A 24,011-nucleotide genomic window follows, 5' to 3' on the forward strand; every position below is an offset into this window, starting at 1 on the left:
CGAGCTCCTTTCTAGTATTCAACATCATTACCCAAAATCTTGAATTGGGCAAAACTAATAATGGCAATCAATACTGCTAGGAAGACACCCATAGTATTGGCATAGCCGTATTCTGACAACTTAAAGGCTTTTTCATAAAGGTAGTACATGAGGGTACTGGTTGAGTAGTTTGGCCCACCAGAAGTTAAGAGCTGAATAAGGGCAAAACATTGGAAAGAATTTATGGTAGTGATAATAGCAATATAAAGTGTTGTAGGCAAAAGACTTGGCCACTTAATATTCCAAAATACTTGACGTTCTGTCGCACCATCCACGCGCGCTGCTTCACAGAGGGAATTATCAATATTTCCCATTGCAGCAATATAAAGAATAATCGGTTGCCCAACTGATGTCGTCAAAAGAATGAGAATAATCGCCATCAAGGCCCACTGTTTATCCCCCAACCAGCTGATATTTTGTGAAATAATACCACCAGACTCCAAAATGAAGTTCAAAATACCTGATAGTGGATCGTAAATCCATTTCCAAACAACTGTTACGGCAACACTACCTGTAACAACTGGAAGGAAGAAGACAAAACGATAAAAGGAACGAACAATCACATTCTTCTCATACGTTTGTGAAGCCACAAAGAGTGAGAAAAAGACAACAATCGGAACTGACCCCACTACAATAATCAGCGTATTTTTCAAAGATTTAAGGAAAATCTCATCATGAAACATCCGACTATAATTATCTAACCCAATAAAGGTAAATTCAGTCATCGTGTATTTGAAAAAGCTAGTAATAAATCCCATTATCATAGGAGCTAAGACAAATACGGTAAAGAAAAGTAAGATTGGTGCCAAGAAGGCATATGATACAAGTGTTTCTCTCAATTTTATCTTGCTTACGCGCACAAGGAACACCTCGCTTTATTTTTTTGAAAAAGCCCCCTTTCCCTAGGAACCGAGAAAGGGGGGAATAGGATTACTTAGCTTTCATGGTTTCATTTGCTTTTTCTGTAAAGGTCTTCAAAGCTGGTTCAGCTTTTTCATCACCATTTGATACAGATTGAAGCATTGGGAACCAAAGTGTACGCATTTCTGCGAAACCATCAACAGTATTGTAGTATGGAGAATAGTATTGTGTCCAAGTGTTGATTGTTTCCATGCGTTCAGTGTCATACAATTTACCATATGAAGTGCGAACTGGGAAGGCGCCTGTACGAACTACGTCTTTTGGACCCCATTCTTTATCGTCTGCGATGAATTGGATAAATTTCTTAGCAGCTGCTACTTTTTCTTCTTTGCCATTGTTAAATACTGCAAAGCCGTTAATCAAATATTCAAGGGCTGGTTTGCCTTCATCAGAAGGGTAAGGTACTTCAACAACTTCCACTCCACTCGCTTTCAATAATTGTCCTTGAGTTCCGATAAATGAAGGAGCCCAAAGAATGGTAAATGAAGTTTGTCCATTTGCAAAGTTTTGGATGTCAGCAGAACCATCGAATTGAGAACCATTCATCAACATGCCATCTTTAATCCAATCAGCAGCTTTTCCCAAGGCTTTGACCATGTTTGATTCGTCAGTTGTATATTTTGTAACTTCTGCGTTTGTGATTGTGCCACTATAGAGGTTTGCTAAGAAGGCACGTGAACCTTGGTCACCACCTTGACCATTACAGAAGAGGGAACCTGGTGTGTAACCTTTATCCTTCAAAGCTTTCAACACTTTTTCAAAATCATCAGTTGTCCAACCTTCTTTTACAAGGTCAAGAACACCAGCATCTTTCAGCATTTTCTTGTTCAAGGCCATGTAGAATGGAGCCGAACTGATTGGATACATATAGGCTTTGTCCCCTGCCTTAGAAGCTTGAATGATATTGTCATTGTTAACATCTTTGACAAAGTCATCTGTAAAGAGATCATTCAATTCTGCTAACTTGCCATTTTTACCATATTGAATAATACGACCTGGTGCATCAAAAAGAACGTCTGGAGCTGTACCTGCTTCAATGGCAGTAGTAATTTTTTCAGGACCTGATGTAAAGTCTATGGTTTCCAGTTTTACAGTAATGTCTGGATTGGCTTTTTCAAATGCTGCGATGATTGATTTTTCATAGGTACCAACACCGTCATCCGCATTTTCTTGGGTAAAGACTGGGAATGCCCACCAAGTGATTTCTGTCTTAGAAGAATCTGCTGGACTTGATTTGCTATCTTTAGTAGCATTTGATGAGCTACCACAAGCTGCCAAAGACAAGGCTGCCACACCTGCCAACATTGATAAAACAAGTTTTTTCGTTTTCATGTGAAACTCCTTTGAATAATATGTTTATAGACCGTTATGTAATAGTTCCTAGAATTTTCTCGATAGATTGTCCTCCATTTTTTGAGTTAAACTGTTTATTTACCCCTTCAACCCAGCCACAAAACGTTGGGTAATTTCTTTTGGTCGGGTAATAGCGCCACCGACGACAACTCCGCATACACCAATGTCTTGAATTTGCTTAGCTTGTGCTGGCGTGTGGATTTTTCCTTCTGCGATGACGTCAACGCCTGCTTGACAGAGGCGTTCAATCAGAGGAATATCTGGTCCGTCAACTTGAGGACTGTAGGAAGTATAGCCAGACAAGGTCGGTCCTACAAAATCCACTCCCGCTTCAAAGGCTGCTAGACCTTCGTCAAATGTTGAAATATCCGCCATGAGAAGCTGTTCTGGATATTTTTCCTTGACCTGTTTGATAAAGTCAGCGATTTCCAAGCCATCATAGCGTTCCCGTTTGGTACAATCCATGGCAATCACAGCTGGCTTGAGTTGTGCCAACTGGTCTACTTCGGTCATTGTTGCCGTGATAAAAGGTTCCTGGGGCGGGTAATCTTTCTTAATAATTCCGATAATCGGCAAATCTGTCACAGCTTGAATTTCCTTAATGTCTCGAACACTATTTGCCCGAATACCGACTGCCCCTCCTTCTTCTGCCGCCTTTGCAAGGAGTGGTATGACACCACCAGCCTCAGTATACAAAGGCTCACCTGGTAAAGCTTGACAAGAAACGATGATGCCACCTTGAACAGCTTCAATCAGTGCTTCTTTGGTCCATCTTGTCATTTCTTCCTCCTTATTTTGTATTTGTTAGCGTTTACATTTTTATTATAAATACAAGCTCCTGTTTCTGCAAGAGCTTTCAGTCGTTTAGATTTTAGTTTTACAATTTCTTTTCTTCAAGTATTTCTCTGAAAGTACTTTCAGCACCAACCTCAAAATCTTGCAGACCAGACTTTTTTGCGCTACAATGGAGAGGATAAAATAAAGGAAAACTTATGAGCATTACAAAAGAATTTGACACAATTACTGCTATTTCAACTCCGCTTGGTGAGGGAGCAATCGGGATTGTCCGACTATCAGGTAGCCAAGCATTCGATATCGCAAACAAGGTTTTTAAAGGCAAAGATATCCATTCTCTTCCTAGTCACACCATCAATTATGGTCATATCATTGACCCAGATAAAAACGAGATCTTGGATGAGGTTATGGTATCTGTCATGAAGGCACCAAAAACCTTTACACGTGAAGATGTCATCGAGATTAACACCCACGGCGGGATTGCGATCACCAATGAAATCTTGCAACTCCTCATTCGCCAAGGAGCACGTATGGCTGAACCAGGGGAATTTACCAAGCGTGCCTTTCTAAACGGACGTGTAGACTTGACCCAAGCTGAGGCAGTCATGGACATCATTCGCGCCAAGACTGACAAAGCCATGAACAATGCTGTCAAACAGCTAGATGGCTCTCTCTCCAAACTCATCAATGATACCCGTCAGGAAATTCTCAATACCTTGGCCCAAGTCGAAGTAAATATTGACTATCCTGAATACGACGATGTTGAAGAAGCAACAACAGAAATTGTGCGTGAAAAAACCATGGAATTCCAGACTCTTTTGGAAAATCTCCTCCGAACAGCTCGCCGAGGCAAAATCCTCCGCGAAGGTATTTCCACTGCTATCATCGGTCGTCCAAATGTTGGAAAATCAAGCCTTCTTAACAATCTTCTCCGCGAAGATAAGGCGATTGTAACAGATATCGAAGGAACCACGCGCGATATTATCGAAGAATACGTCAACATTAATGGGTTCCCACTCAAACTCATCGACACGGCTGGTATCCGAGAAACGGAAGATATTGTCGAAAAAATCGGTGTTGAACGCTCTCGTCAAGCCCTAGCCGATGCTGACTTGGTCCTCCTCGTTCTCAATGCAGCAGAGCCCTTGACCGAGCAAGACCGCCAACTCTTGGCCATTTCAGAAATGACACGTCGCATTGTCCTCCTCAATAAGACAGACCTTGAAGAAAAGATTGAAGTGCATGAACTGCCAGAAGAAGTCATTCGTATTTCTGTCTTGGAAAATCAAAATATCAACCAAATCGAAGAGGCCATCAATCAACTCTTCTTTGAAAATGCTGGCTTAGTCGAACAGGACGCCACCTATCTTTCTAACGCGCGTCATATTTCTCTAATTGAACAAGCCGTACAAGCCCTCCAAGCTGTCAATGACGGCCTCGAAATGGGAATGCCTGTTGATCTACTTCAAGTAGATATGACCCGTTGCTGGCAAATACTGGGCGAAATCACTGGTGATGCTGCCCCTGACGAACTCATCACTCAGCTTTTTAGCCAATTCTGTCTTGGGAAATAAACATTTTTATAAATATCCTTTAAAAGAGGCTCGTTTTGCACAGATACAAGCCTCTTTTTATCTTCCAAAAATGCTCCCTTACTGTTTTCTTTACCTTTTTAAGAAAAAAGAGATATAATATTTTATAAAAACATCCATAGAAGACCCATCACGACTATGTTATGATAAGGTTACCTATCTAGTTAGGAAAAAAATATGGAGGAAAATCATGAAAAAATTATTTTTCATGTGCACTTGCAGTATTGACTGCAGTAACTGTATCATCAACGGTCGTAAGCGCTAATGCACCGTACAATAACTATGATTGGTCTCGTATTCATGTCAGAAAAAATTCTAATTTTAAAGCCATCAAAGCTAAACAAGATGAACTTGTTGAAAAAGTAGAATTTGAAGTGTATAGTGCTCACTCAAATCGTGCAGAATTTAAAAAAGCTGGCTTACACTTTGTAAAATTGATTCGCCAAGCACGTTCTATCAAAGCACTAGAAGAATTGGAACAACAATTCCAAGAATTGCTTGACGCAAGTTACCAATAGTAAATCGTATCTCGATTCTTTCCATTTACATTTGCAATAGTTAAAAAAGAACACCCAAGAATAGTTTTTTATCACTATCTTGAGTGTTTTTTGTATGATTTTCTATTTCTTTGTAAAACAAATTCACTGTATAAATATCATTAGTCTTTTCCAAAATCAACTTTTGGTACGGTTGTTGCTGCATCTTTGGTCGCTTCAAACAAGTCAACTTTCTCAAAACCGAAGGCTGCTGCGTAAAGGCTAGCTGGGAAGCGACGAATTTTCTTATTGTAGACAGAGGCAACGGTATTGTAGTCTTTACGAGCTACTAGGATACGATTTTCCGTTCCCTCTAGCTCCGTAATCAATTCTGAAACCTGCTGGTTGGAATTTAACTGCGGATAATTTTCCGTCAAGACCAACAAACGAGATACTGCGGAATCCAACTGGGTTTGAGCTTCTTTGTATTCTTCTGAATTGCGGCTCGCAGAACCAATCTTTGCACGTGCATCTGCAATAGCAGTGAAGACTTCTGTCTCATGCTCCATAGCTCCCTTGACTGCTGAAACCACATTTGGAATTAAGTCATAACGACGTTGCAATTGCGTATCCACATTTGCTTGAGCTGTTTCTACTTCTGTCTGGCTATCTACCAAACCATTGTACTGCCCGACCGCTCCTATTCCTAAGAAAAGGATAAGAGCAAGTGGAATTAAAATATACCATAATTTTTTATTCATAAAAGTTCCTTTCTGAACTGCTTCCTTGCAGTCTCACATATTTACCAGCCAGATGAGGCTCCACCACCTCCTCCGCCGCCTCCGGACCAATCTCCGCCACCAGACCAAGAATCATGATCTGAGTCATAGGAGGAATGAGAGGAATTGGAAGAAGACAGCAAGAGCCACCACAAGAGGTCCGAACCCGAACCACCACCACGGCCACCACCTTTTCCTATAAAGTAAATGACAATGGCAACCCCCATAATAATGAAAAACAAGATAGTGCCAGCGATATCATCATTTTCTTCCTCAAACTCTTGTAACCGAGTTTGGGCTCGATCTGTCCCGTAAAACTCATCGCCAATGGCATCTACAATAAAGCCTATACCACCATCGTAATCCTCTTCTCGGAAAAAGGTGCGAGCGGCTTCTAAAATACTCTTGGCTTCTACGTCTGTCAGTATAGTGGCTGCATTATCCGACGTCTCAAGACGAAATTTTCTGTCCTCTAAAGCCATAAAGAGGAGGACACCATTATTGGTACCTGAAAATCCAACCTGCCACTTACGAAAAGTAGCATTGGCCTGACTTTCCAAGCTCTCTGTCAGATGATCTGTTATGTAAACACCAATTTGCAGTTGTTGGTCAGTTTCCTCCCAACTACGATTTTCTTGGTCGATAGTGTCAATCGTCTCCTGTGATAAAATGCCTGTTTCATCCAAGACAGTCGTTCCAATCGGCCTCTCTGGCACACTGGCGCTCACCCTTAGGTCAGCAAACAGAAAACATGTACCTAGTAACAGGCTACAAAACCATATCCATTTCTTCATCACATCCTCCTTTACCTAGCCCCTAAGAATCGCTGCAACTCGCCCTTTCAAACTTGGCAACACCTCTTGTTTAAACCAAGGATTTTTGGCCTGCCAAATATTGTTACGAGGAGAGGGATGAACAAGGGGAAAATAGTCTGGCAAGAAATCATGAAAATGCCGCACATTGTCTGTTACCTTGATAGACTTTTTCTGCTTAAGATAATAGTGCTGGGCATATTGTCCAATCAACATAGTCAATTCAATGTCAGGCATTTCTTGTAAAATTTGCCCATGCCATTTCTCAGCAAAGCCTTTTCGCGGAGGTAAATCTCCTGACTTACCCGCACCCGGAAAATAGAAATCCATCGGAACAACAGCAATCAAGCCAGAATCATAAAACTCTTCTTCTGTCACACCCATCCAATCTCGCAAATTGTCACCAGAAGGATCCCTAAAATAGAGTCCAGACTCCTGCGCCCGAATACCAGGTGCCTGACCGACAATCACTATTCCTGACGTTTTAGGCGCTTCAAAGAGCGGAACAATCCCTCTTGCCGTAAAAGATTGATTGTCTGCATCGTCCATAATGGCCCGTCTGATTGTCTCTATTGACATAGAATCACCTCCAATTTGCACAAAAAGCCAGGTGAAACCCCAGCTTATTTGTGTTGGTAAAGACTTAGGCTATGTCTGGCTAGCTGATTACCAGCACATGTCCTACTTGATTAATTCGTAAATTGCTTCCGCATAAATCGCTGCTGCGCGATAAAGATCTTCTACATCAATAAATTCATTGGCTTGGTGCATAGTATCGGTATAACCAGGGAACATCGCCCCATAAGCAACACCACGCTCCAAGAGACGACCAAAGGTACCACCGCCGATAACCTGTTCATAACCGCGAAGACCTGTTTGTTTTTCATACACATCAAGAAGTGTCTTCACAAGTGGAGCTTCCATTGGCACATAGTGAGGTGTGTGCTCGTGCACTGACAAGGTTACTTCCTCGACGCCAGCCAATTTAACCAACTCTGCCTTGATAGCCTGAGCATCTGTTCCTTGTGGGTAACGGAAGTTAAGAGCAATCGTGTTGTCTGCTTGGTTTTCATCAAATTTGAAGACACCAGCATTCATAGACAATGAACCCATACGCTCATCAGTGTGAGCGACACCCAAGCGTTGACCTGCATGGTCTTCAAAGAGAACATCTGCAGCTACAACTAGATAGGCCTTAGCTGATCCTTCAAAGTCAAATTGATTGAGGAATTTAGCCAAGTAAGTCGCACCGTTGACACCTGCTTCTGGGTGAGCTCCGTGGGCTGATTTACCAACCACTGTTAAGCTAAAGCGGTTTGCTTCTTGTGACAAGTTAGCTGAAATACCGTATTCTGCTGTAAATTGGTCCAATTTAGCCTGCAAATCTGCTGTAGTCACATCTGCTGAAAAGACTGCTGTAGCTGATTCTGGAACCATATTTTCGCGTAAGCCACCTTTGAAAGAATGCAAGGTGAAGCTACCACCATTTTCATTACCAAAATGAAGGTATTCTGTGATATTCCCTTTTTCACCATTGATGATAGGGAATTCTGCATCTGGTGAGAAACCAAAATCTGGTTTTGGAAGACCAACATTGGCAAAGTAATAATCCATATCACCCCAGCCTGATTCTTCATCTGTTCCCACAACAAAGCGGACGCGTTTTGAAACTGGCAAGCCCAATTCTTTGATAATTTTCAAGCCATAGTAACAAGCCATTGTTGGACCCTTGTCATCTGACGAACCACGCGCAAAGAGCTTACCGTCCTTGATAACTGGCTCGTATGGATTTGTATCCCAGCCAGAACCTGCAGGAACAACGTCCATATGAGCAAAAATACCAAGTTCTTCCTCACCTTGACCAAAAGTAAAGTGACCAGCGTAATTATCAACATTACGTGTTTCATAACCGTCACGCGCAGCAATTTCCAAGAATTTTTCCAAGGCCTTAACTGGGCCAGGTCCAAATGGATGCTGGGCATCTGCCTTGCTATCATCACGCTCAGAATTGATCTCCAAAAGCGCACACAAATCAGCCATTAAATCTTCACGTCGTTTTTCAACTTCCGCCTTAAAATCAACTGTCATACAGTCTCCTTTTCCTAACAAGTAATTGATACTATTTTACCACAAACAGAAAGAGTTTTCATGATTTAGTTGTAAAAGTTCAAAACAGATGGATATAAAAAACTTCTGCTCATCGCCTATGAACAGAAGCCACTCGCTCTATTTATAAATCTCTGACTGACGTATCTTATTTGTGGTGCGTAAGATGTGCCAATCCTCCAAACTATAGACACATCTTACCTTAGACAAATTTTCAGCTCACCAAACAAACTAAAACATCTAAACACACCACGTACACCAAAACGGCTACCACTACGCTTCTCAATTCCATGGAGAATATAAAATTAGGACATTGAGCCAGCTGGCAACCTTGCTCTTATACTTGTAACCCCAAAAACAAGTACATGAGTAAAGTTGTCATATCCCGACTACCTTCATCTTTAGCCATGTATGAAAATACCTTCCATAGCTTATTTTGCATAATAAACGCTTAGAATCTATTTTTCTTTTCAATACTAGTTGACAAGCTTACTGTAGCACCTAGAACCCCAAAATAGGTACAACAGTAAGGTTGTCACATCTAGAAGCAATCTATGGCCAGTTTAAAGATACTGCTACCTATTCTCTATTTTCAAATGAGGCAGGTCATATTTTTTCATTACCTTGTATCTTTACCCGACATTGGAATTATACCAAATAAAGAAGCTCATGCTTATCTATTTCCTAAATTGTAGCTCTCATTTCCTAAACGGTTAAGTAGTTTTCTTTTTTCTCCTATTTTTTATCTATTAATATATAAAAAAACCAGTATCAAGTGATACCGGTTCCACATAGCAAATCTTAATTTTCTAAATGAATAACAACTGTCTGACAAAACTGAAAATCCTCACTAGTTGTCCGCAAAAAGACTTGAGGGTATTTTTCTAAAATAGTTTTCACATTGACCAGACCAATTCCGCGACCTTGCCCCTTACTGCTCTTACCGTATTTGTAAAGTTCAGCAATTGGTTTAGATTCCATTTGGCAAGAATTTTCAATTGCAACGACTTGCTGCTGCCCCTGTTGAAAGAATGCAAAAGAAATTTTCTTTTCTTCGGTTAACGCAGCTTCTTCAATAGCATTGTCCAAAAAACTAGCCACAACTAGTATAAAATCTATCAACTCCATTCCTCGTGGCTGGATTTCTCTTGGAATTTCTAAGGAAATTTCTACGCCATGTTCTCTTGCCTGCATAAATTTAGAAGCCAACAAACTCTTAAAAGCATTTTCCTGAATGTTGACCAGTCTTCCCACTTCAAATTTTGATTCCTGAAAGGGTTTGTTAGAGTCCTTCAACACCCTATCAAAAACATCTTCTATAATGGCTATATTTTTTTCAACAATGCCTAGTTTCAAGGTCCGCAAAATATTTGAATAATCATGACGAAAGCCCCGTACTTCCTTATAGAGCGTTTCAATCTGTTGAGTGTAGACATGTAATTGGTCCATTTGAATCTTTTTTTGAAAGGACAACTGCTCTTGAATTCGTTCCCGATAGGTTCGGTCCAATTGATTGACAAAAAACATAAAAATCAAGAGATAGGCAACTACAACCAGTTGACTGTGAATGGTGGTATCTCGATTGTACTTATAAGAAACATAAAGCAAATGTTGGTCTAGCATATAATAAGCAATCATGGATAAATTCATCCGCAGCAACAATTTATTTTGCTTCTCCTCTTTTAAGACAGAACTTACCAGTGAGAAATCATACCCTCCCCAATGCAAAAAACTCAGCAAAAATACAGTTGAAAGTAGAGAAACTAGAATACTAACCCCACCACTATCAAGATAAACCTGTTCTGATAAGTAGACTGCCGGAATGAGAAAAAGGTAAAAAATCTGCGATACTAGACTATAGAAAGTGTATGGAAACAGGGCTGAAAAAACAATCAAATTTCGATCGATCCCTGGCTCGATAAGAAACACAAATAGGGACATTTCCAGAGGAATAGAATATATATTATACCAATCTATTGGAATAAAAGCACCTAACTCTACACATAAAATATTGGCACACACTCTGATAGAGATTCCTATCAGATAATGTTTTAGAGTCAGCTGTTTTTTCATAATTTTTGCAATCAAATAAATGGGAATAATCGCATTGATGAGCAAACTCAGATAGCTTAAAAACAAACAAAACTCCATTGTCTCACCTACTACTCCTGAAGAGCCCCTAGCATTTCTGCTAACTTGACTCTAGAAACAATACAGGATGCTCCATTGTCAAAATAAAGGATTCTATTTTTTTTATCAAGATGTCGGACATTCTGAGGATTAACAACATAGGACCTATGGCATTGAATCAAGCGCGGCTCCTTCGCAGCAATATCTGTTAATTTTCCCCAAAATTCAATTCGCTCCTTATCAGTATGCAGAACAACTCTATGAGGTAAAGGAGAGGTTTCAAGATACAAAATATCCTTGATGGGAATTTGAAATTTTGCATTTGGAGAATCAATTTGCAAGAAATGTTCGGAGGGAGTCTGTCCAAGATTTTTTGAGACTCGTAACAGAACCTCTTCTATTCTCTGCTTAAATGTGTCCATTTCAAGGTCTTTATCTATATAGTCCAAAGCAGCTACTTGACTACGAAATGCAAGTGGCATTAACTCGGAATGCGTTGTTACAAATACAATAACTGCATAGGGATCTGTCGCCCGTATTTTCTGTGCTACTTCAATCCCCTTTTCTACCTCTGAATGCAATTCGAGGTCCAAGAAAAATAATTGATGGGCACCTTTCCCAACAATAGACTCTAGTAACTGACTTGGTCGCCCAAAGATTTCTAAACCATCATAATCCAATCCATTACTAGTGATTACTTCTAATAGGATTTTTTCCATTATACTTTGCTGTGCAATACTGTCTTCTAAAACAAAAATATTCATATTAATTCTACTAGTAACTCCTCTCTAACCAACCCTCTACCATGTTTAAATATGTTTCATTTGACATAAAATACTTCGAAGGTGCATTGTTTATCATATCACATAAACAAATAATATTAAACAGTTAATTTATATATCTTTATACTTGCATGTTCATTCCTGTTTAAAATCGTCACTTTTTCAAATCAAAAAAACTCTCAAATAGCTCATGTATCCGCTACTTGAGAGTTTCAGTATGAAACGATTAAGGATTGGTTGTTGCAATTTTATGTTTTACGCTAATTCATTAAAGTCCCAGACATCATCAACCCAACCTTCGTAAAAGTCTGGTTCATGACACACCATGAGAATAGAACCTTTATACTCTTTGAGGGCTCGTTTGAGCTCATCCTTGGCATCCACATCCAAGTGGTTGGTCGGCTCGTCAAGGACCAAAACATTGTTTTCACGGTTCATGAGCAGGCAAAAGCGAACTTTAGCTTGTTCACCACCTGAAAGGACCTGAATTTGGCTTTCAATATGCTTAGACGTTAATCCACAACGTGCTAACGCTGCACGTACTTCGGCTTGATTGAGGGCTGGAAAAGCGTCCCAGACCGCTTCAAGAGGCGTTTGACGGTTTCCACCAGGCACTTCTTGTTCAAAATAGCCCAATTCAAGATATTCTCCGCGCTCTACCTGACCACCAAGTGCTGGAATAATTCCCAATAAGCTCTTTAAGAGGGTCGACTTGCCAATACCATTAGCACCGACAATGGCAATTTTTTGGTTGCGTTCAAAGGTCAAATTGAGCGGTTGGCGGGTCAAAACACGGTCATAACCAATTTCCAAGTCTGTAGCTTGGAAGATGAAGCGACTTGGTGTGCGAGCCATTTTGAAATCAAAGCTTGGTTTTGGTTTTTCAGCCTGCAACTCGATAATGTCCATCCTATCCAATTTTTTCTGGCGAGACATGGCCATATTGCGCGTTGCCACACGAGCCTTGTTACGATTTACAAAATCTTGCAAGTCTGCAATTTCTTTCTGTTGACGTTCATAGGCTGCTTCTAACTGGGCACGCTTCATGGCATACACTTCTTGGAATTGATAGTAATTTCCAGAATAGCGATTGAGTTGCTGATTTTCAACATGATAAACAATATTGATGACATCATTCAAGAAAGGAATATCATGCGAAATCAGAACAAAGGCATTTTCATAGTTGAGAAGATAGCGTTTGAGCCATTCGATATGCTCAGCGTCCAAGTAGTTGGTCGGCTCGTCCAAAAGCAAGATATCTGGTTTTTCTAGGAGCAACTTGGCCAAGAGAATCTTGGTCCGTTGCCCACCAGACAGCTCGGTCACATCCGTATCCATACCGTAATCCATGACCCCAAGTGCACGTGCTACTTCATCGATTTTTGCATCTAAGGTATAAAAATCACGAGACTCCAGACGGTCTTGCAGTTCGCCAACTTCTTCCATGAGAGCATCCATATCTGCCCCCTCTTCCGCCATAGACATATAAATATCGTTGATACGGGCCTCTGTCTTGAACAATTCATCAAAAGCTGTACGCAAAATATCGCGGACTGACTGGCCTTTTTCTAATTTTGCATGCTGGTCCAAGTAACCAGCTGTCACATAGCGAGACCATTCCACTTTCCCTTCATCTGGCAACATTTGTCCCGTCACGATAGACATGAAGGTGGATTTTCCTTCACCGTTTGCACCGACCAACCCGATATGCTCTCCTTTGAGCAAGCGGAAGGAAACATCTTCAAAAATTGCGCGGTCACCAAAACCGTGACTCAAATTCTTAACTTCTAAAATACTCATTTTTTCTTGATTCCTCTAAAAAGAATAGTAACTCATCTCTAAGAACCTGTATTCACTAGTGAATACAAGTTCTAACACTAGAAAAGAGGGAGAACTATACTCTCCACTCCTTATTGTTCACTCATTTACTCCAAGCCAATTTCTGCACGAATGACATCCGCAATCGTATCAACATAGTAATCCACTTCTGCGTCTGTTGGTGCTTCTGCCATGACGCGTAAGAGTGGCTCGGTTCCACTTGGACGGACTAAGATACGGCCATTTCCAGCCATTTCTGCTTCCATTTTTTCAATGATAGCTGCAATAGCTGGCACTTCCATAGCCTTGTCTTTCATGCTATTTTCCACACGGATATTGACTAATTTTTGCGGATAGATTGTCACTTCTGCTGCTAATTCTGATAATTTCTTACCAGTTTCTTTCATGATTTTTGTCAATTGCACAGCTGTCATCTGACCATCACCAGTGGTGTTGTAGTCCATGAGAATAACGTGTCCTGATTGTTCACCACCAAGGTTGTAGCCTGATTTGCGCATTTCTTCAACTACATAGCGGTCACCAACGGCTGTCACAGCCTTATTGATATTTTCACGATCAAGTGCTTTATGGAAACCAAGATTTGACATAACCGTTGTCACAATGGTATTTTGCGCCAAAAGTCCCTTATCTGATAGGTATTTCCCTATGATATACATGATACGGTCGCCATCTACCAAGTCACCATTTTCATCGACTGCAATCAAGCGGTCCGCATCTCCATCAAAGGCAAGTCCAATCTGACTGCCAGACTCTTTGACCAATTCTTGTAAACTTTCTGGATGAGTTGAACCAACGCCGTCGTTGATGTTGAGACCGTCTGGAAGATCAGCCATTACAGCCAATTCAGCGCCCAAGTCGGCAAATACTTGACGAGCAGATGTCGCAGCAGCACCATTTGCCGTATCCAAGGCGACTTTCATACCATCTAATTCCAGACCAGTTGATACCAAAAATTCTTGGTATTTGCGCAATCCTTCTGGATAGTCCACAACATCACCAAGTCCAGTCGCTGACGGACGTGGCAAGGTATCTTCTTCTGCATCAAGCAGGGCTTCAATTTCTAATTCCTTGTCGTCATCCAATTTGAAGCCGTCACCACCGAAGAATTTGATGCCATTGTCTTGAGCAGGATTGTGACTGGCAGAAATCATAACACCAGCGCTAGCATTTTCCGTACGAACCAAATGCGCTACCCCTGGAGTTGCCACAACACCAAGTTTGTAAACATGGATCCCAACTGACAAGAGGCCTGCCACCAAGGCTGACTCCAAGAGTTGACCAGAAATACGTGTATCACGCGCCACAAAGACACGAGGTGTCTCTATCTCGTGCTGGCTGAGAACATAGCCTCCAAAACGGCCCAACTTAAATGCCAATTCCGGTGTTAATTCAACGTTTGCTTCGCCACGAACACCGTCCGTACCAAAATATTTCCCCATAATGATTTCCTAACTTTCCTTTATTTTTTAATGAATGTTGCTTCAATAGAAGTCGTTTCAGGTGAGAAGACAACTGGCAGAATATTTCCTTCTGCGTCTACTGCCTGCAAGGTAGCTGTTCCGGTATAGGAATCCGCTAACTTACTTGCATCTGGCACAACTGCCTCAACATGGTCAATGGAATGAATCGTATCTTCATCAGAAGTTACTTTTACTGAATTATCTCCTAACACAATCTTCGATACCACATAGCCACTTGCTAGCTGAGACTGTGTGATTTTTCCTTCAATAGGGAAGGTCTTGCTGGTTCGATTCCCAATCTTCACATTGAAGGAAGTTGGAACAATCGTGGCATTGATACCTGACGGTAAACTAGAAATCTGCAGTTGAACCGAATGCGTCCCTGGATCTAGGTCTCGTAAATCAGCCGTTACTTCAAAACTACGAGTCGCTTCATCTACTTCCTTTTGAAGAGCGACCTTGTTGGAGCCTATCAACTCAACCGTAATCGACGGAGCAATACCTGTCACAAAGTACTTTTGTTTATTGTACTTCACGCTAACCGTCACATCTGTAACCGAGTAACTGTAGGTCTCCGTTGCAGTTCCAGCAGCAGATGTTATTCTAGCATTTTTATAATTGGTGGTCGTTGCATAGACGAACAAGAAGACTGCTACTAAGGTCGCCAAGGCAACTTGACCAATTTTTTTAATCTTATCTTGCATGCTCCTTACTTCCCTCCAAATCGCTTCCACCAGTGTTTAGTTTGTGGCTCATTCGAAACCAAGACACGGCGTAATTCTTCTTCAAAACTTTCTAAGCTCAAATTGTGTTTGAAATTCCCGTTGTGGGCAATGGAAATACCGCCCGTTTCTTCTGAAACAACAAAAACAAAGGCATCGGATACTTCAGACAAACCAATAGCAGCTCGGTGACGCGTCCCAAATTCCTTGGAAATTCCTGCACTGCCAGTCAGTGGGAAATAGGCACAGGCTACTGCCACTTTATTGCTATTGATGACGACTGCTCCATCATGCAGAGGTGTATTGGGAATGAAGATATTAATCAACAGTTCACTAGAAATAGTTGCGTCTAAGGGAATACCAGTCGACCTGTACTCTTGCAGGGTTCTAGCTTGCTCAATGGCTACCAAAGCACCAATTTTACGGGGAGCCATATATTTGACTGCCTTCAGACAGGCTTGGATCAAGGACTCTTCTGTACTGGTACTTGAGTCTGTAAAGATGTGCGTCGTTCGACCTAATTTTTCAAGAACCGACCGCAATTCTGGGGCAAAAATTACAACTCCTGCAATAACCCCATAGGTAATCACTTGGTTCATTAACCAAGAAATCGTCTGCAACCCCAGCAAACTTGCAATGACCTGCGCAAGTAAAAAGAGAAAAACTCCTCGAATCAGGGTCATAATTTTCGTTCCTGCAATGGCCTTACTCATCCGATAAATCAGAAAAATAACCAGTAGCAGATCCAGTAAGTTAATCAAGGCAACACCTGGACTCGATGCCAGGCTAGACCAGTAACCCGAATCCAGCAGTTGGTGTAAATTCAGCATATTTCTAACAATGTCCTCTTCTATAGAATGTCAATCACTTTATTATATCATTTTTTCAAGCCTTTGTCCGACTTCCATTCTAGAAAATCCCCATTCTTTGTGATAAAATGAGAACATGAAAATAAATACTTTACTAGGAATTCTAGCAGGGAAATCTTCACAATTCATCCTATCAAAATTAGGACGTGGCACAACCCTGCCTGGAAAAATTGCTCTTACATTCGATAAAGATATCTTGGACCATTTGGCAAAAGATTATGAAATTGTAGTGGTCACAGGGACAAATGGAAAAACTCTGACCACTGCCTTAACAGTTGGTATTCTGACAGAAACTTTTGGTCAAGTCACTACAAATACCAGCGGTGCCAACATGATTACTGGCATTACAGCAACTTTCCTTTCTGCAAAAAAGGCTAAATCTGGTAAGAAAATTGCTGTCTTAGAAATTGATGAGGCCAGCCTTGCTCGCGTGACCGACTATATCAAACCAAGCCTTATCGTCTTTACCAATATCTTCCGTGACCAGATGGACCGCTATGGGGAAATCTACACGACCTACCAGATGATTTTGGATGGCGCAGCTAAGGTACCAAGTGCGACTATTCTGGCAAATGGAGACAGTCCCCTCTTCAATTCAACGATCACTGTTAACCCTATCCAGTACTACGGTTTTGCGACTGAAGAGCATGAACCACAGCTTGCACATTACAATACCGAGGGGATTCTCTGTCCACATTGCCACCAGATTATCCACTACAAACTCAATACCTATGCTAATCTTGGCAGCTATATCTGCCTCAACTGTGATTTCCACCGTCCTGACTTGGATTATAAGCTAACAGAATTGATAGAGATTACCAATACATCTTCAAGCTTCGTGATTGATGGTCAAAACTATACCATTAATATCGGTGGTCTCTATAACATCTATAATGCTCTAGCTGCCGTGTCTGTTGCCCGTTATTTTGGGATTGAACCAAGTGTCATTAAGGCTGGATTTGACAAGAGTAAAGCCGTGTTTGGACGTCAAGAAACCTTCAAAATCGGTGACAAGGATTGTACCCTAGTGCTGATCAAAAATCCTGTCGGTGCCAGTCAAGCCATCGAAATGATGAAGCTAGCGCCTTATGATTTTAGCTTATCTGTCCTTCTCAATGCCAACTATGCTGACGGAATTGACACTAGCTGGATCTGGGACGCAGATTTTGAGCAGATTACCAGCATGAACATTCCTGAGATCAATGCTGGTGGTGTTCGCGCTTCAGAAATCGCTCGTCGCTTACGTGTAACAGGCTATCCAGAAGACAAGATTAGCCAGGTAGCTGACCTCAAATCAGTTATTGAAACTATTAAACAGCAAGATGGCAAACATGCCTATATCCTTGCAACTTATACTGCTATGCTGGAATTTCGTGAGCTTTTAGCCCAAGAAAACGCCATTGGAAAGGAGATGAAATAATGGTCTATACTTCACTAAAAAGTCCTGAAAGTAACTCTCCACTGACAGTCAATATCGCTCACCTCTACGGGGATCTTATGAATACCTACGGTGACAACGGCAATATTCTCATGCTCAAATATGTAGCAGAAAAACTGGGGGCTAATGTTCAAGTGGATATCGTTTCTCTGAAGGATACTTTCGATGCTGACTTTTATGACATTGCCTTTTTCGGTGGCGGACAAGACTATGAACAGTCCATCCTGGCTAAAGATCTGCCCAGCAAAAAGGATAGTCTCGGCCATTTTATTGAAAATGAAGGTGTGTTGCTGGCTATCTGTGGTGGCTTCCAACTTCTTGGACAGTATTATACCGAAGCCAGCGGACGAAAAATTGATGGTCTGGGGATTATGGGGCACTACACCCTCAACCAAGTCAACAATCGCTACATTGGCGATATCAAAATATACAATCAAGAATTTGACGAGACCTACTACGGCTTTGAAAATCACCAAGGACGCACTTTCCTAGCTGAAAATCAAAAACCACTGGGACAAGTCGTTTATGGAAATGGGAACAATAAAGAAGACGGCGGTGAAGGTCTCCACTACAAAAATGTCTTTGCTAGCTATTTCCACGGGCCTATCCTATCTCGCAATCCCAAACTAGCCTACCGCCTAATGACAACAGCCCTCCGTAAGAAATACGGACAAGACTTGCAACTCGCCAGCTACGACGACATTCTCAGTAAGGAAGTCGCTGAAGAATACGGTGATGTGAAATCTAAAGCTGAATTTAAAGAATAGAAAAGAAGTTGAGAATCCCTCAACTTCTTATTTTTTACTCGGCAAGATATTGGTTACTTTTTTGAGGCCTTCTTGAAATTTTCTACTCTGAGCTTCTTTTTTCAATTGTTCAATATCTGCCATGACTTGACTAGCTGCCCTGCCTTCTTCTGTCAGGAAATACAACTTTACAATACTTGCTGGTTGAATTTTCCCTGATTTTGGTGCCATATATAAAACCTCATCTGTGTCCGTCTGAGCATATTTAGCGGCAGGTTTAACTGGAATCATCAAGACAACCAAATTCCGTTCTTCTAACAATTCCTTAGCTCTTTCTATCGGAACATCTACCAAATTAGGCACCGCAATCAAACTTTTCTTGTAGGCACGATTGTATTCCAAATGCTTATCGACAATAGGAGCAGCCTTATCTGTGATATCACCAACAATAGCCACCGTATCTGGAATAACAGACAGCACTGTGTTCAAGGCACCTGCTACTTTCCCTAATTTACTAGTTGAACTTTTACTCAAATTTTTTCCCACTCGAACCATAGACATCCTCCTTCTTATCTGCTTTCATTATACCTTTTCTGGCAGTATTGAGCAAAGAAGAAACCTGATTCATTAGACTAATTTCATGAGAATTTGAATACCATTTTCATCGGTCACTCTAGCTTCTTGGTGTCCCAATTCCAGATTTAATCCTAATGTTTGAGTACATTTGAGACTGGCTTGGTAGGCAAATGCATTACTGTATTCCACAACAAAGTAGGCTAACCCGCGCATTTGTTTCTCGCGCGTTTTCAAGAATTTTCCTCCCCATTCATTGACCGCCAGGTGATGATGATAATTTCCAGAAGCTAACCAATAACCCGTTGGAACAGAGAATTTAACCTCTACATTCAAGAGTTGCTCCAGAAAAGTCGCTGTCGCTCGGCTATCTTTCCCCGTCAAATGCACATGACCCATACGGCTGCCAACAGGCATTTTATAAACTTGGTCCGAATTTTGCGCCAAATTGTAAACGGCTTGCGCATCCATAGAAGCCGTAATTCCCACAATCTGACCATCCTCACGAATATCCCAGTCTGAAACTGGAAGGTCACGGTAAATCTCAATACCATTCCCTTCCGTATCCTCCAAGTAAATAGCTTCGCTATAGCCATGATCCGACGCCCCAACTAAAGGAACCTTATTATCCACGAAATGCTTGAAAATCTGGCCTAAATCCTCACGACTTGGCAAAACAATAGCCAAATGATAGAGCCCATAAGCATCTTTCACCTCGGTCTGATCTTGGGTCTGAATGAGTCTAACCAAGACTTTTTGGCCCATGCCCAAGTCCACCTGTCTCTCACTCTGTCCTACAATTTCCAGACCTAAAACTTGCTGATAAAACATGGTTTGTAATTCTATATTATTTACATTCAAGGCCACCAGACCCAATTCAAATTCTGATTGATACATACTATTTTCCTCCTATATTGGTAATATATTATCACTAATTAGTGCGTACAACAACTAGAAGGTATTGAAAAAAGAATCCCGAAGGATTCTCTTTATTGTGTTCGTTTATCAATAATATAGCGAGGACGTCGTTTGGTTTCTAGGTAGATTTTTCCAATATATTCACCAATAATACCAATAGAAATAAGTTGAATTCCACCGATAAAGGCGACTACTGTGACGGTACTCGCCCAACCAGAAACGGTAGTCCCTGTAAAATGACGGAAAATCGTCCAAACGATGAACAAAAATGAAATAATGGATGTCATAAGCCCTAAACTCGTAATAAAGCGAATCGGCTTAATGCTAAGGCTAGTAATCCCGTCAAAAGCAAGGCCCAACATTTTACTGAGTGGATAATGACTTTCTCCAGCAATTCTTTCAAAGCGATCATACTCTACAATGGCATAATTAAAACCAACTAGAGGAACTAGGCCACGAAGAAACAAGTTAACTTCTGTAAATTCAGCCATCGCCTCTAGTGCCTTCTTAGACATAAGGCGATAATCTGCGTGATTAAAGACAATTTCCACCCCTAGTTTTTCCATCAAATGATAGAAACCTTCTGCAGTAAAACGTTTGAAAAAAGTGTCGGTTGTCCGCTTTTTACGAACCCCATAGACAACTTCTGCCCCATTTTGATAAGCCAAAATCATGTCATCCATGCAATTAATATCATCTTGCCCATCACAGTCAATAGTAATGACAATATCGGCCATCTCTTTGGCTTCCATCATACCAGCAAGAACTGTACTTTGATGTCCACGGTTACGAGACTGAGAAAGACCTTCAATAAAAGGATGTTGCGAATATTCTACTATCAACTCCCATGTTTTGTCTTTACTGCCATCATCAACATAGACAATACGGCTATTCTCTGATACCAACCTATCAGTTATTAACTGTGTTAATTTTTGGAGAAACAGTGGATTCGTTTCAGGTAATACTGCCTCCTCATTATAACAAGGAATAACAATATATAAGGTCGGATTGTTTACTGTCATTTATTTATCACTCCTTTACACAAAGAAAGCATTTTACTATAGCCTAAGCCAGACAGAATTAGAATTTGTGGCAAAAATTGGATAAGATAACGCCCTTTACCACCTTCAAAGATCATTAGAAATAAAAATCCTCCAAGGACAGAGAGTGCCAGTATTTGTGATTTTTTATCCTCATCAAAAGTTACAAATTGAGCAACAAAACCTAACACCAAAAAAACAAAAATGAACTGGATTCCGTAACGGTAATACTGGTACGGGTCACCTTCTACATCTGTGTAGATGAGATAGTTTCGAATCATGGCTGCAAAGCGATTATCTTTCGTTTTCTCATAGAGAGGATTAATGAAAAACGCTCCTTCTTTGCTAGCATCTTTGTAATTCCAGCCAAGCGTCCCATCGCGGACCAGCCCTACCTGTTTCTGAACCAAATGAGCCACAAACATAGTCGGCGTATATTCTGACAAACGGCGTTTAATATCCTTCATCACAACTTCATTTGAGAATCGACCATCGTAATATTCATCTACACGCGTTTCATCCGTTACAAAGGTAGACAATCCAGCTTGAAAATCGATCTGATTCGTACCGATATAGGTCAGTCCCAAGTCTATATAAGCAAGAGCAGTAATGCTATACTCCTTATTGAGAACAACCTCTTTCTGGGAGTCACGAACAAGTTTTAAAGTGGCATAAGATGCCCCAAAACCAATCAGAAAGATAGCAAAAATTGTTACATATTTTTTTATATTTTTTGAAAATAGTTGTACGACAAACACAGCAATCGGTAAAATAATGATTGTTGGTCTAATCAGAATACCTAAGGCTGTGAAAAAGGAAAAAAATAACCCATTCAAACTCAGAAACGCTAGACTAGAATTCCGTTGGTAAAACAATTCAAAAGCAAAATGCATTTGGATAACCAAAATCGGAATAACCATTATGTCCGTGTACATCGTCACAAATTGAGGCGAGAAACCGAGAAAGACTAAATAGAAAAAGTAGGTGATATTTGCTGTCACATCATCGAAATGTTTTTTTGCAATCTGATGTAACATATAAGCTGGTACAACTGCATAAAAAATATTCAAGACCTGCATGACCCAGATAGCATTCATACCAAATAAGTTGTAGAAAAAGCGTTCGTAGAGGAACAGCAGTAAATTATTGGGATAACGCGATAAGTAGAGTGAAATCGTTTCCGCATCTACCAGCTTCATTGCACCATTAAAGACCATTGCTGAGTCAGAGCGAATCATTAGATTAGTGGCTAATAAAATAACCAACTGATAAATGATAACCAAAATGAGTAACCAAAACTTATAAGCAACGAGCAGTTGATAAATCTTGCTGATAAATTTTTGGTATTTTATTAGAACAACAATAGCTAGCGCAAATAGAAAAAGCAGAATCGGAAGAGCCCCTGACAATTGAACCGTAGCAGTTATGAGCCAGTGAACGGAAACAATCAACATTATTACCGTAAGAAAACGAAATAGTTTTTTATAAATAGTACTCATTATCATAATTAAATATAAGATTTCATAGAAGTCTCTATGAAATCTTATAGCGCTCCTTATTTAATCACTTCCTGTGTCTTAGCGTACTTAGCTTCAACCGCTTCTTTTTCAGCTTTCCACCAGTCTTGGTTTTCAGTGTACCAAGCGATAGTTTCTTCTAAACCTTCAGAGAAGTTTGTGAATTGTGGTTCCCAACCGAGCTCTTCACGAAGTTTTGTTGAGTCGATTGCATAACGTAAATCGTGACCAGCACGGTCTGTCACGTGGTCATAAGCATCTTTTGGTTGACCCATTTTTTCAAGAATCAATTCAAGTACTTCTTTGTTGTTTTTCTCACCATCTGCACCGATAAGGTAAGTTTCACCAATTTGACCTTTGGTCAAGATAGCCCAAACACCTGTTGAGTGGTCATTTGTGTGGATCCAGTCACGAACGTTTTTACCTTCACCGTAAAGTTTTGGTTTGATACCTGACAAGATATTTGTGATTTGACGAGGAATGAATTTCTCGATGTGTTGGTATGGTCCGTAGTTGTTTGAGCAGTTTGAAATTGTTGCTTTAACACCAAATGAACGTACCCAAGCTTTCACAATCAAGTCTGAGGCAGCTTTTGTTGATGAGTAAGGTGATGATGGGTTGTATTTTGTTTCAGCAGTGAATTTTTCACCTGGTCCATCACCATGTCCTGGCAAGTCTTCGCGCAAGGGAAGGTCTCCATAAACTTCGTCAGTTGACACATGGTGGAAACGGATATCGTATTTACGAGCCGCTTCCAACAAAGTATAAGTACCGATAAAGTTGGTGTGGATGAATGGACTTGGATCTTCCAATGAGTTATCATTGTGACTTTCAGCCGCATAGTGAACAATAGCATCCGCTTTTGACGCCAATTCGTTAACAAGCTCAGCGTCAGCGATGTCACCAACAACAAGTTCCACACGGTCACCAAGAATCGCTTCAATGTTAGCACGGTTACCAGCGTAAGTTAATTTATCCAAAACAGTCACATGAACATCTGGATGGTTGTTATAAACATAGTGCACAAAGTTAGAACCGATGAAACCAGCTCCACCTGTGACGATAATATTTTTAAATTCTGACATGTTATTTCCTTATGAAATG

General features: G+C 40.7%; 22 protein-coding genes. 4 read left to right on the forward strand and 18 right to left on the reverse strand.

The genetic code is table 11. From position 1 onward, the window contains the following. Positions 1-11 precede the first annotated feature (11 nt). From ACHUFA_RS06405 to ACHUFA_RS06415, 3 genes are all read right to left on the reverse strand, one after another. Positions 12-899, reverse strand: a complete 888-nt coding sequence (locus ACHUFA_RS06405; protein WP_222348177.1) for a carbohydrate ABC transporter permease — start codon at positions 897-899, stop codon at positions 12-14. Between the two features lie 70 nt (positions 900-969). After that, complete coding sequence (locus ACHUFA_RS06410) at positions 970-2,292, reverse strand: ABC transporter substrate-binding protein (RefSeq protein WP_394405234.1); 1,323 nt, start codon at positions 2,290-2,292, stop codon at positions 970-972. A 99-nt stretch (positions 2,293-2,391) separates the two neighbouring features. Next, positions 2,392-3,093, reverse strand: a complete 702-nt coding sequence (locus tag ACHUFA_RS06415) for an N-acetylmannosamine-6-phosphate 2-epimerase (protein ID WP_222348173.1) — start codon at positions 3,091-3,093, stop codon at positions 2,392-2,394. Positions 3,094-3,305: 212 nt separating this feature from the next. Between ACHUFA_RS06415 and mnmE the strand changes: the two genes are divergently transcribed. Together mnmE and ACHUFA_RS06425 are read left to right on the forward strand one after the other, a co-directional pair. Next, positions 3,306-4,682: a tRNA uridine-5-carboxymethylaminomethyl(34) synthesis GTPase MnmE gene (mnmE, locus tag ACHUFA_RS06420; protein WP_222348172.1), complete on the forward strand. Its 1,377-nt coding sequence runs from the start codon at positions 3,306-3,308 to the stop codon at positions 4,680-4,682. Between the two features lie 242 nt (positions 4,683-4,924). Continuing rightward, entirely contained in the window at positions 4,925-5,218 is a 294-nt protein-coding gene (locus ACHUFA_RS06425; RefSeq protein ID WP_222348170.1) for a hypothetical protein, read from the forward strand. A 140-nt stretch (positions 5,219-5,358) separates the two neighbouring features. On the opposite strand, the gene ACHUFA_RS06430 is transcribed toward ACHUFA_RS06425, so the two are convergent. The 10 genes from ACHUFA_RS06430 to cdaA all read right to left on the reverse strand — a co-directional run bounded on the left by ACHUFA_RS06430 (position 5,359) and on the right by cdaA (position 16,636). Beyond that, positions 5,359-5,937, reverse strand: a complete 579-nt coding sequence (locus ACHUFA_RS06430) for a LemA family protein (protein WP_222348168.1) — start codon at positions 5,935-5,937, stop codon at positions 5,359-5,361. 41 nt (positions 5,938-5,978) lie between these two features. Beyond that, on the reverse strand, positions 5,979-6,749 hold the full coding sequence (locus ACHUFA_RS06435) for a TPM domain-containing protein (RefSeq protein ID WP_394405235.1): 771 nt from the start codon (positions 6,747-6,749) through the stop codon (positions 5,979-5,981). Positions 6,750-6,764: 15 nt separating this feature from the next. Next, positions 6,765-7,346 carry a uracil-DNA glycosylase family protein gene (locus ACHUFA_RS06440; protein ID WP_394405236.1) on the reverse strand — a complete coding sequence of 194 codons (582 nt, stop codon included), beginning with the start codon at positions 7,344-7,346 and terminating at the stop codon, positions 6,765-6,767. Between the two features lie 102 nt (positions 7,347-7,448). Beyond that, complete coding sequence (gene pepV, locus ACHUFA_RS06445; RefSeq protein WP_394405237.1) at positions 7,449-8,855, reverse strand: dipeptidase PepV; 1,407 nt, start codon at positions 8,853-8,855, stop codon at positions 7,449-7,451. An 819-nt stretch (positions 8,856-9,674) separates the two neighbouring features. Continuing rightward, a complete protein-coding gene (locus ACHUFA_RS06450; RefSeq protein ID WP_394405238.1) occupies positions 9,675-10,523 on the reverse strand; it encodes a GHKL domain-containing protein in 849 nt (282 codons plus the stop codon). Positions 10,524-11,035: 512 nt separating this feature from the next. Then, on the reverse strand, positions 11,036-11,767 hold the full coding sequence (locus tag ACHUFA_RS06455; RefSeq protein ID WP_222348159.1) for a response regulator transcription factor: 732 nt from the start codon (positions 11,765-11,767) through the stop codon (positions 11,036-11,038). A 273-nt stretch (positions 11,768-12,040) separates the two neighbouring features. After that, the gene (locus ACHUFA_RS06460) at positions 12,041-13,585 is read right to left on the reverse strand and encodes an ABC-F family ATP-binding cassette domain-containing protein (RefSeq protein ID WP_394405239.1); all 1,545 of its coding nucleotides are present in this window, start codon (positions 13,583-13,585) and stop codon (positions 12,041-12,043) included. Between the two features lie 125 nt (positions 13,586-13,710). Continuing rightward, positions 13,711-15,063 carry a phosphoglucosamine mutase gene (gene glmM, locus ACHUFA_RS06465; protein ID WP_222348156.1) on the reverse strand — a complete coding sequence of 451 codons (1,353 nt, stop codon included), beginning with the start codon at positions 15,061-15,063 and terminating at the stop codon, positions 13,711-13,713. A gap of 20 nt (positions 15,064-15,083) precedes the next feature. Further along, a complete protein-coding gene (locus ACHUFA_RS06470) occupies positions 15,084-15,788 on the reverse strand; it encodes a CdaR family protein (protein WP_222348154.1) in 705 nt (234 codons plus the stop codon). 5 nt (positions 15,789-15,793) lie between these two features. Beyond that, positions 15,794-16,636 (reverse strand): diadenylate cyclase CdaA, encoded by an 843-nt coding sequence (gene cdaA / locus ACHUFA_RS06475; RefSeq protein ID WP_222348153.1) that lies wholly within the window; start codon positions 16,634-16,636, stop codon positions 15,794-15,796. Positions 16,637-16,751: 115 nt separating this feature from the next. On the opposite strand from cdaA, the gene murT reads away from it, so the two are divergent. Together murT and gatD are read left to right on the forward strand one after the other, a co-directional pair. Beyond that, positions 16,752-18,095 carry a lipid II isoglutaminyl synthase subunit MurT gene (murT, locus tag ACHUFA_RS06480; protein ID WP_222348151.1) on the forward strand — a complete coding sequence of 448 codons (1,344 nt, stop codon included), beginning with the start codon at positions 16,752-16,754 and terminating at the stop codon, positions 18,093-18,095. Continuing rightward, positions 18,095-18,880, forward strand: coding sequence for a lipid II isoglutaminyl synthase subunit GatD (gene gatD / locus ACHUFA_RS06485; protein WP_394405240.1), 786 nt, complete (start codon positions 18,095-18,097; stop codon positions 18,878-18,880). Before murT ends, gatD begins: the two co-directional genes overlap by 1 nt. Before the next feature lie 27 nt (positions 18,881-18,907). Here the strand turns inward: gatD and ACHUFA_RS06490 are convergent, their stop codons facing one another. The 5 genes from ACHUFA_RS06490 to rfbB all read right to left on the reverse strand — a co-directional run bounded on the left by ACHUFA_RS06490 (position 18,908) and on the right by rfbB (position 23,992). Then, positions 18,908-19,414, reverse strand: coding sequence for a hypothetical protein (locus tag ACHUFA_RS06490; protein ID WP_394405241.1), 507 nt, complete (start codon positions 19,412-19,414; stop codon positions 18,908-18,910). 72 nt (positions 19,415-19,486) lie between these two features. Beyond that, entirely contained in the window at positions 19,487-20,329 is an 843-nt protein-coding gene (locus ACHUFA_RS06495) for a VOC family protein (RefSeq protein WP_394405242.1), read from the reverse strand. A gap of 92 nt (positions 20,330-20,421) precedes the next feature. Further along, entirely contained in the window at positions 20,422-21,372 is a 951-nt protein-coding gene (locus tag ACHUFA_RS06500) for a glycosyltransferase family 2 protein (protein ID WP_394405243.1), read from the reverse strand. After that, positions 21,369-22,949 (reverse strand): glycosyltransferase family protein, encoded by a 1,581-nt coding sequence (locus tag ACHUFA_RS06505; protein WP_489686317.1) that lies wholly within the window; start codon positions 22,947-22,949, stop codon positions 21,369-21,371. The genes ACHUFA_RS06500 and ACHUFA_RS06505 overlap by 4 nt, the downstream gene beginning before the upstream one ends. Continuing rightward, positions 22,946-23,992, reverse strand: coding sequence for a dTDP-glucose 4,6-dehydratase (gene rfbB / locus ACHUFA_RS06510; RefSeq protein WP_394405245.1), 1,047 nt, complete (start codon positions 23,990-23,992; stop codon positions 22,946-22,948). Before rfbB ends, ACHUFA_RS06505 begins: the two co-directional genes overlap by 4 nt. Positions 23,993-24,011: the final 19 nt, after the last annotated feature.

Origin of the sequence: Streptococcus hepaticus, assembly GCF_043656315.1 — a bacterium.
Classification (GTDB): Bacteria; Bacillota; Bacilli; order Lactobacillales; family Streptococcaceae; genus Streptococcus; species Streptococcus hepaticus.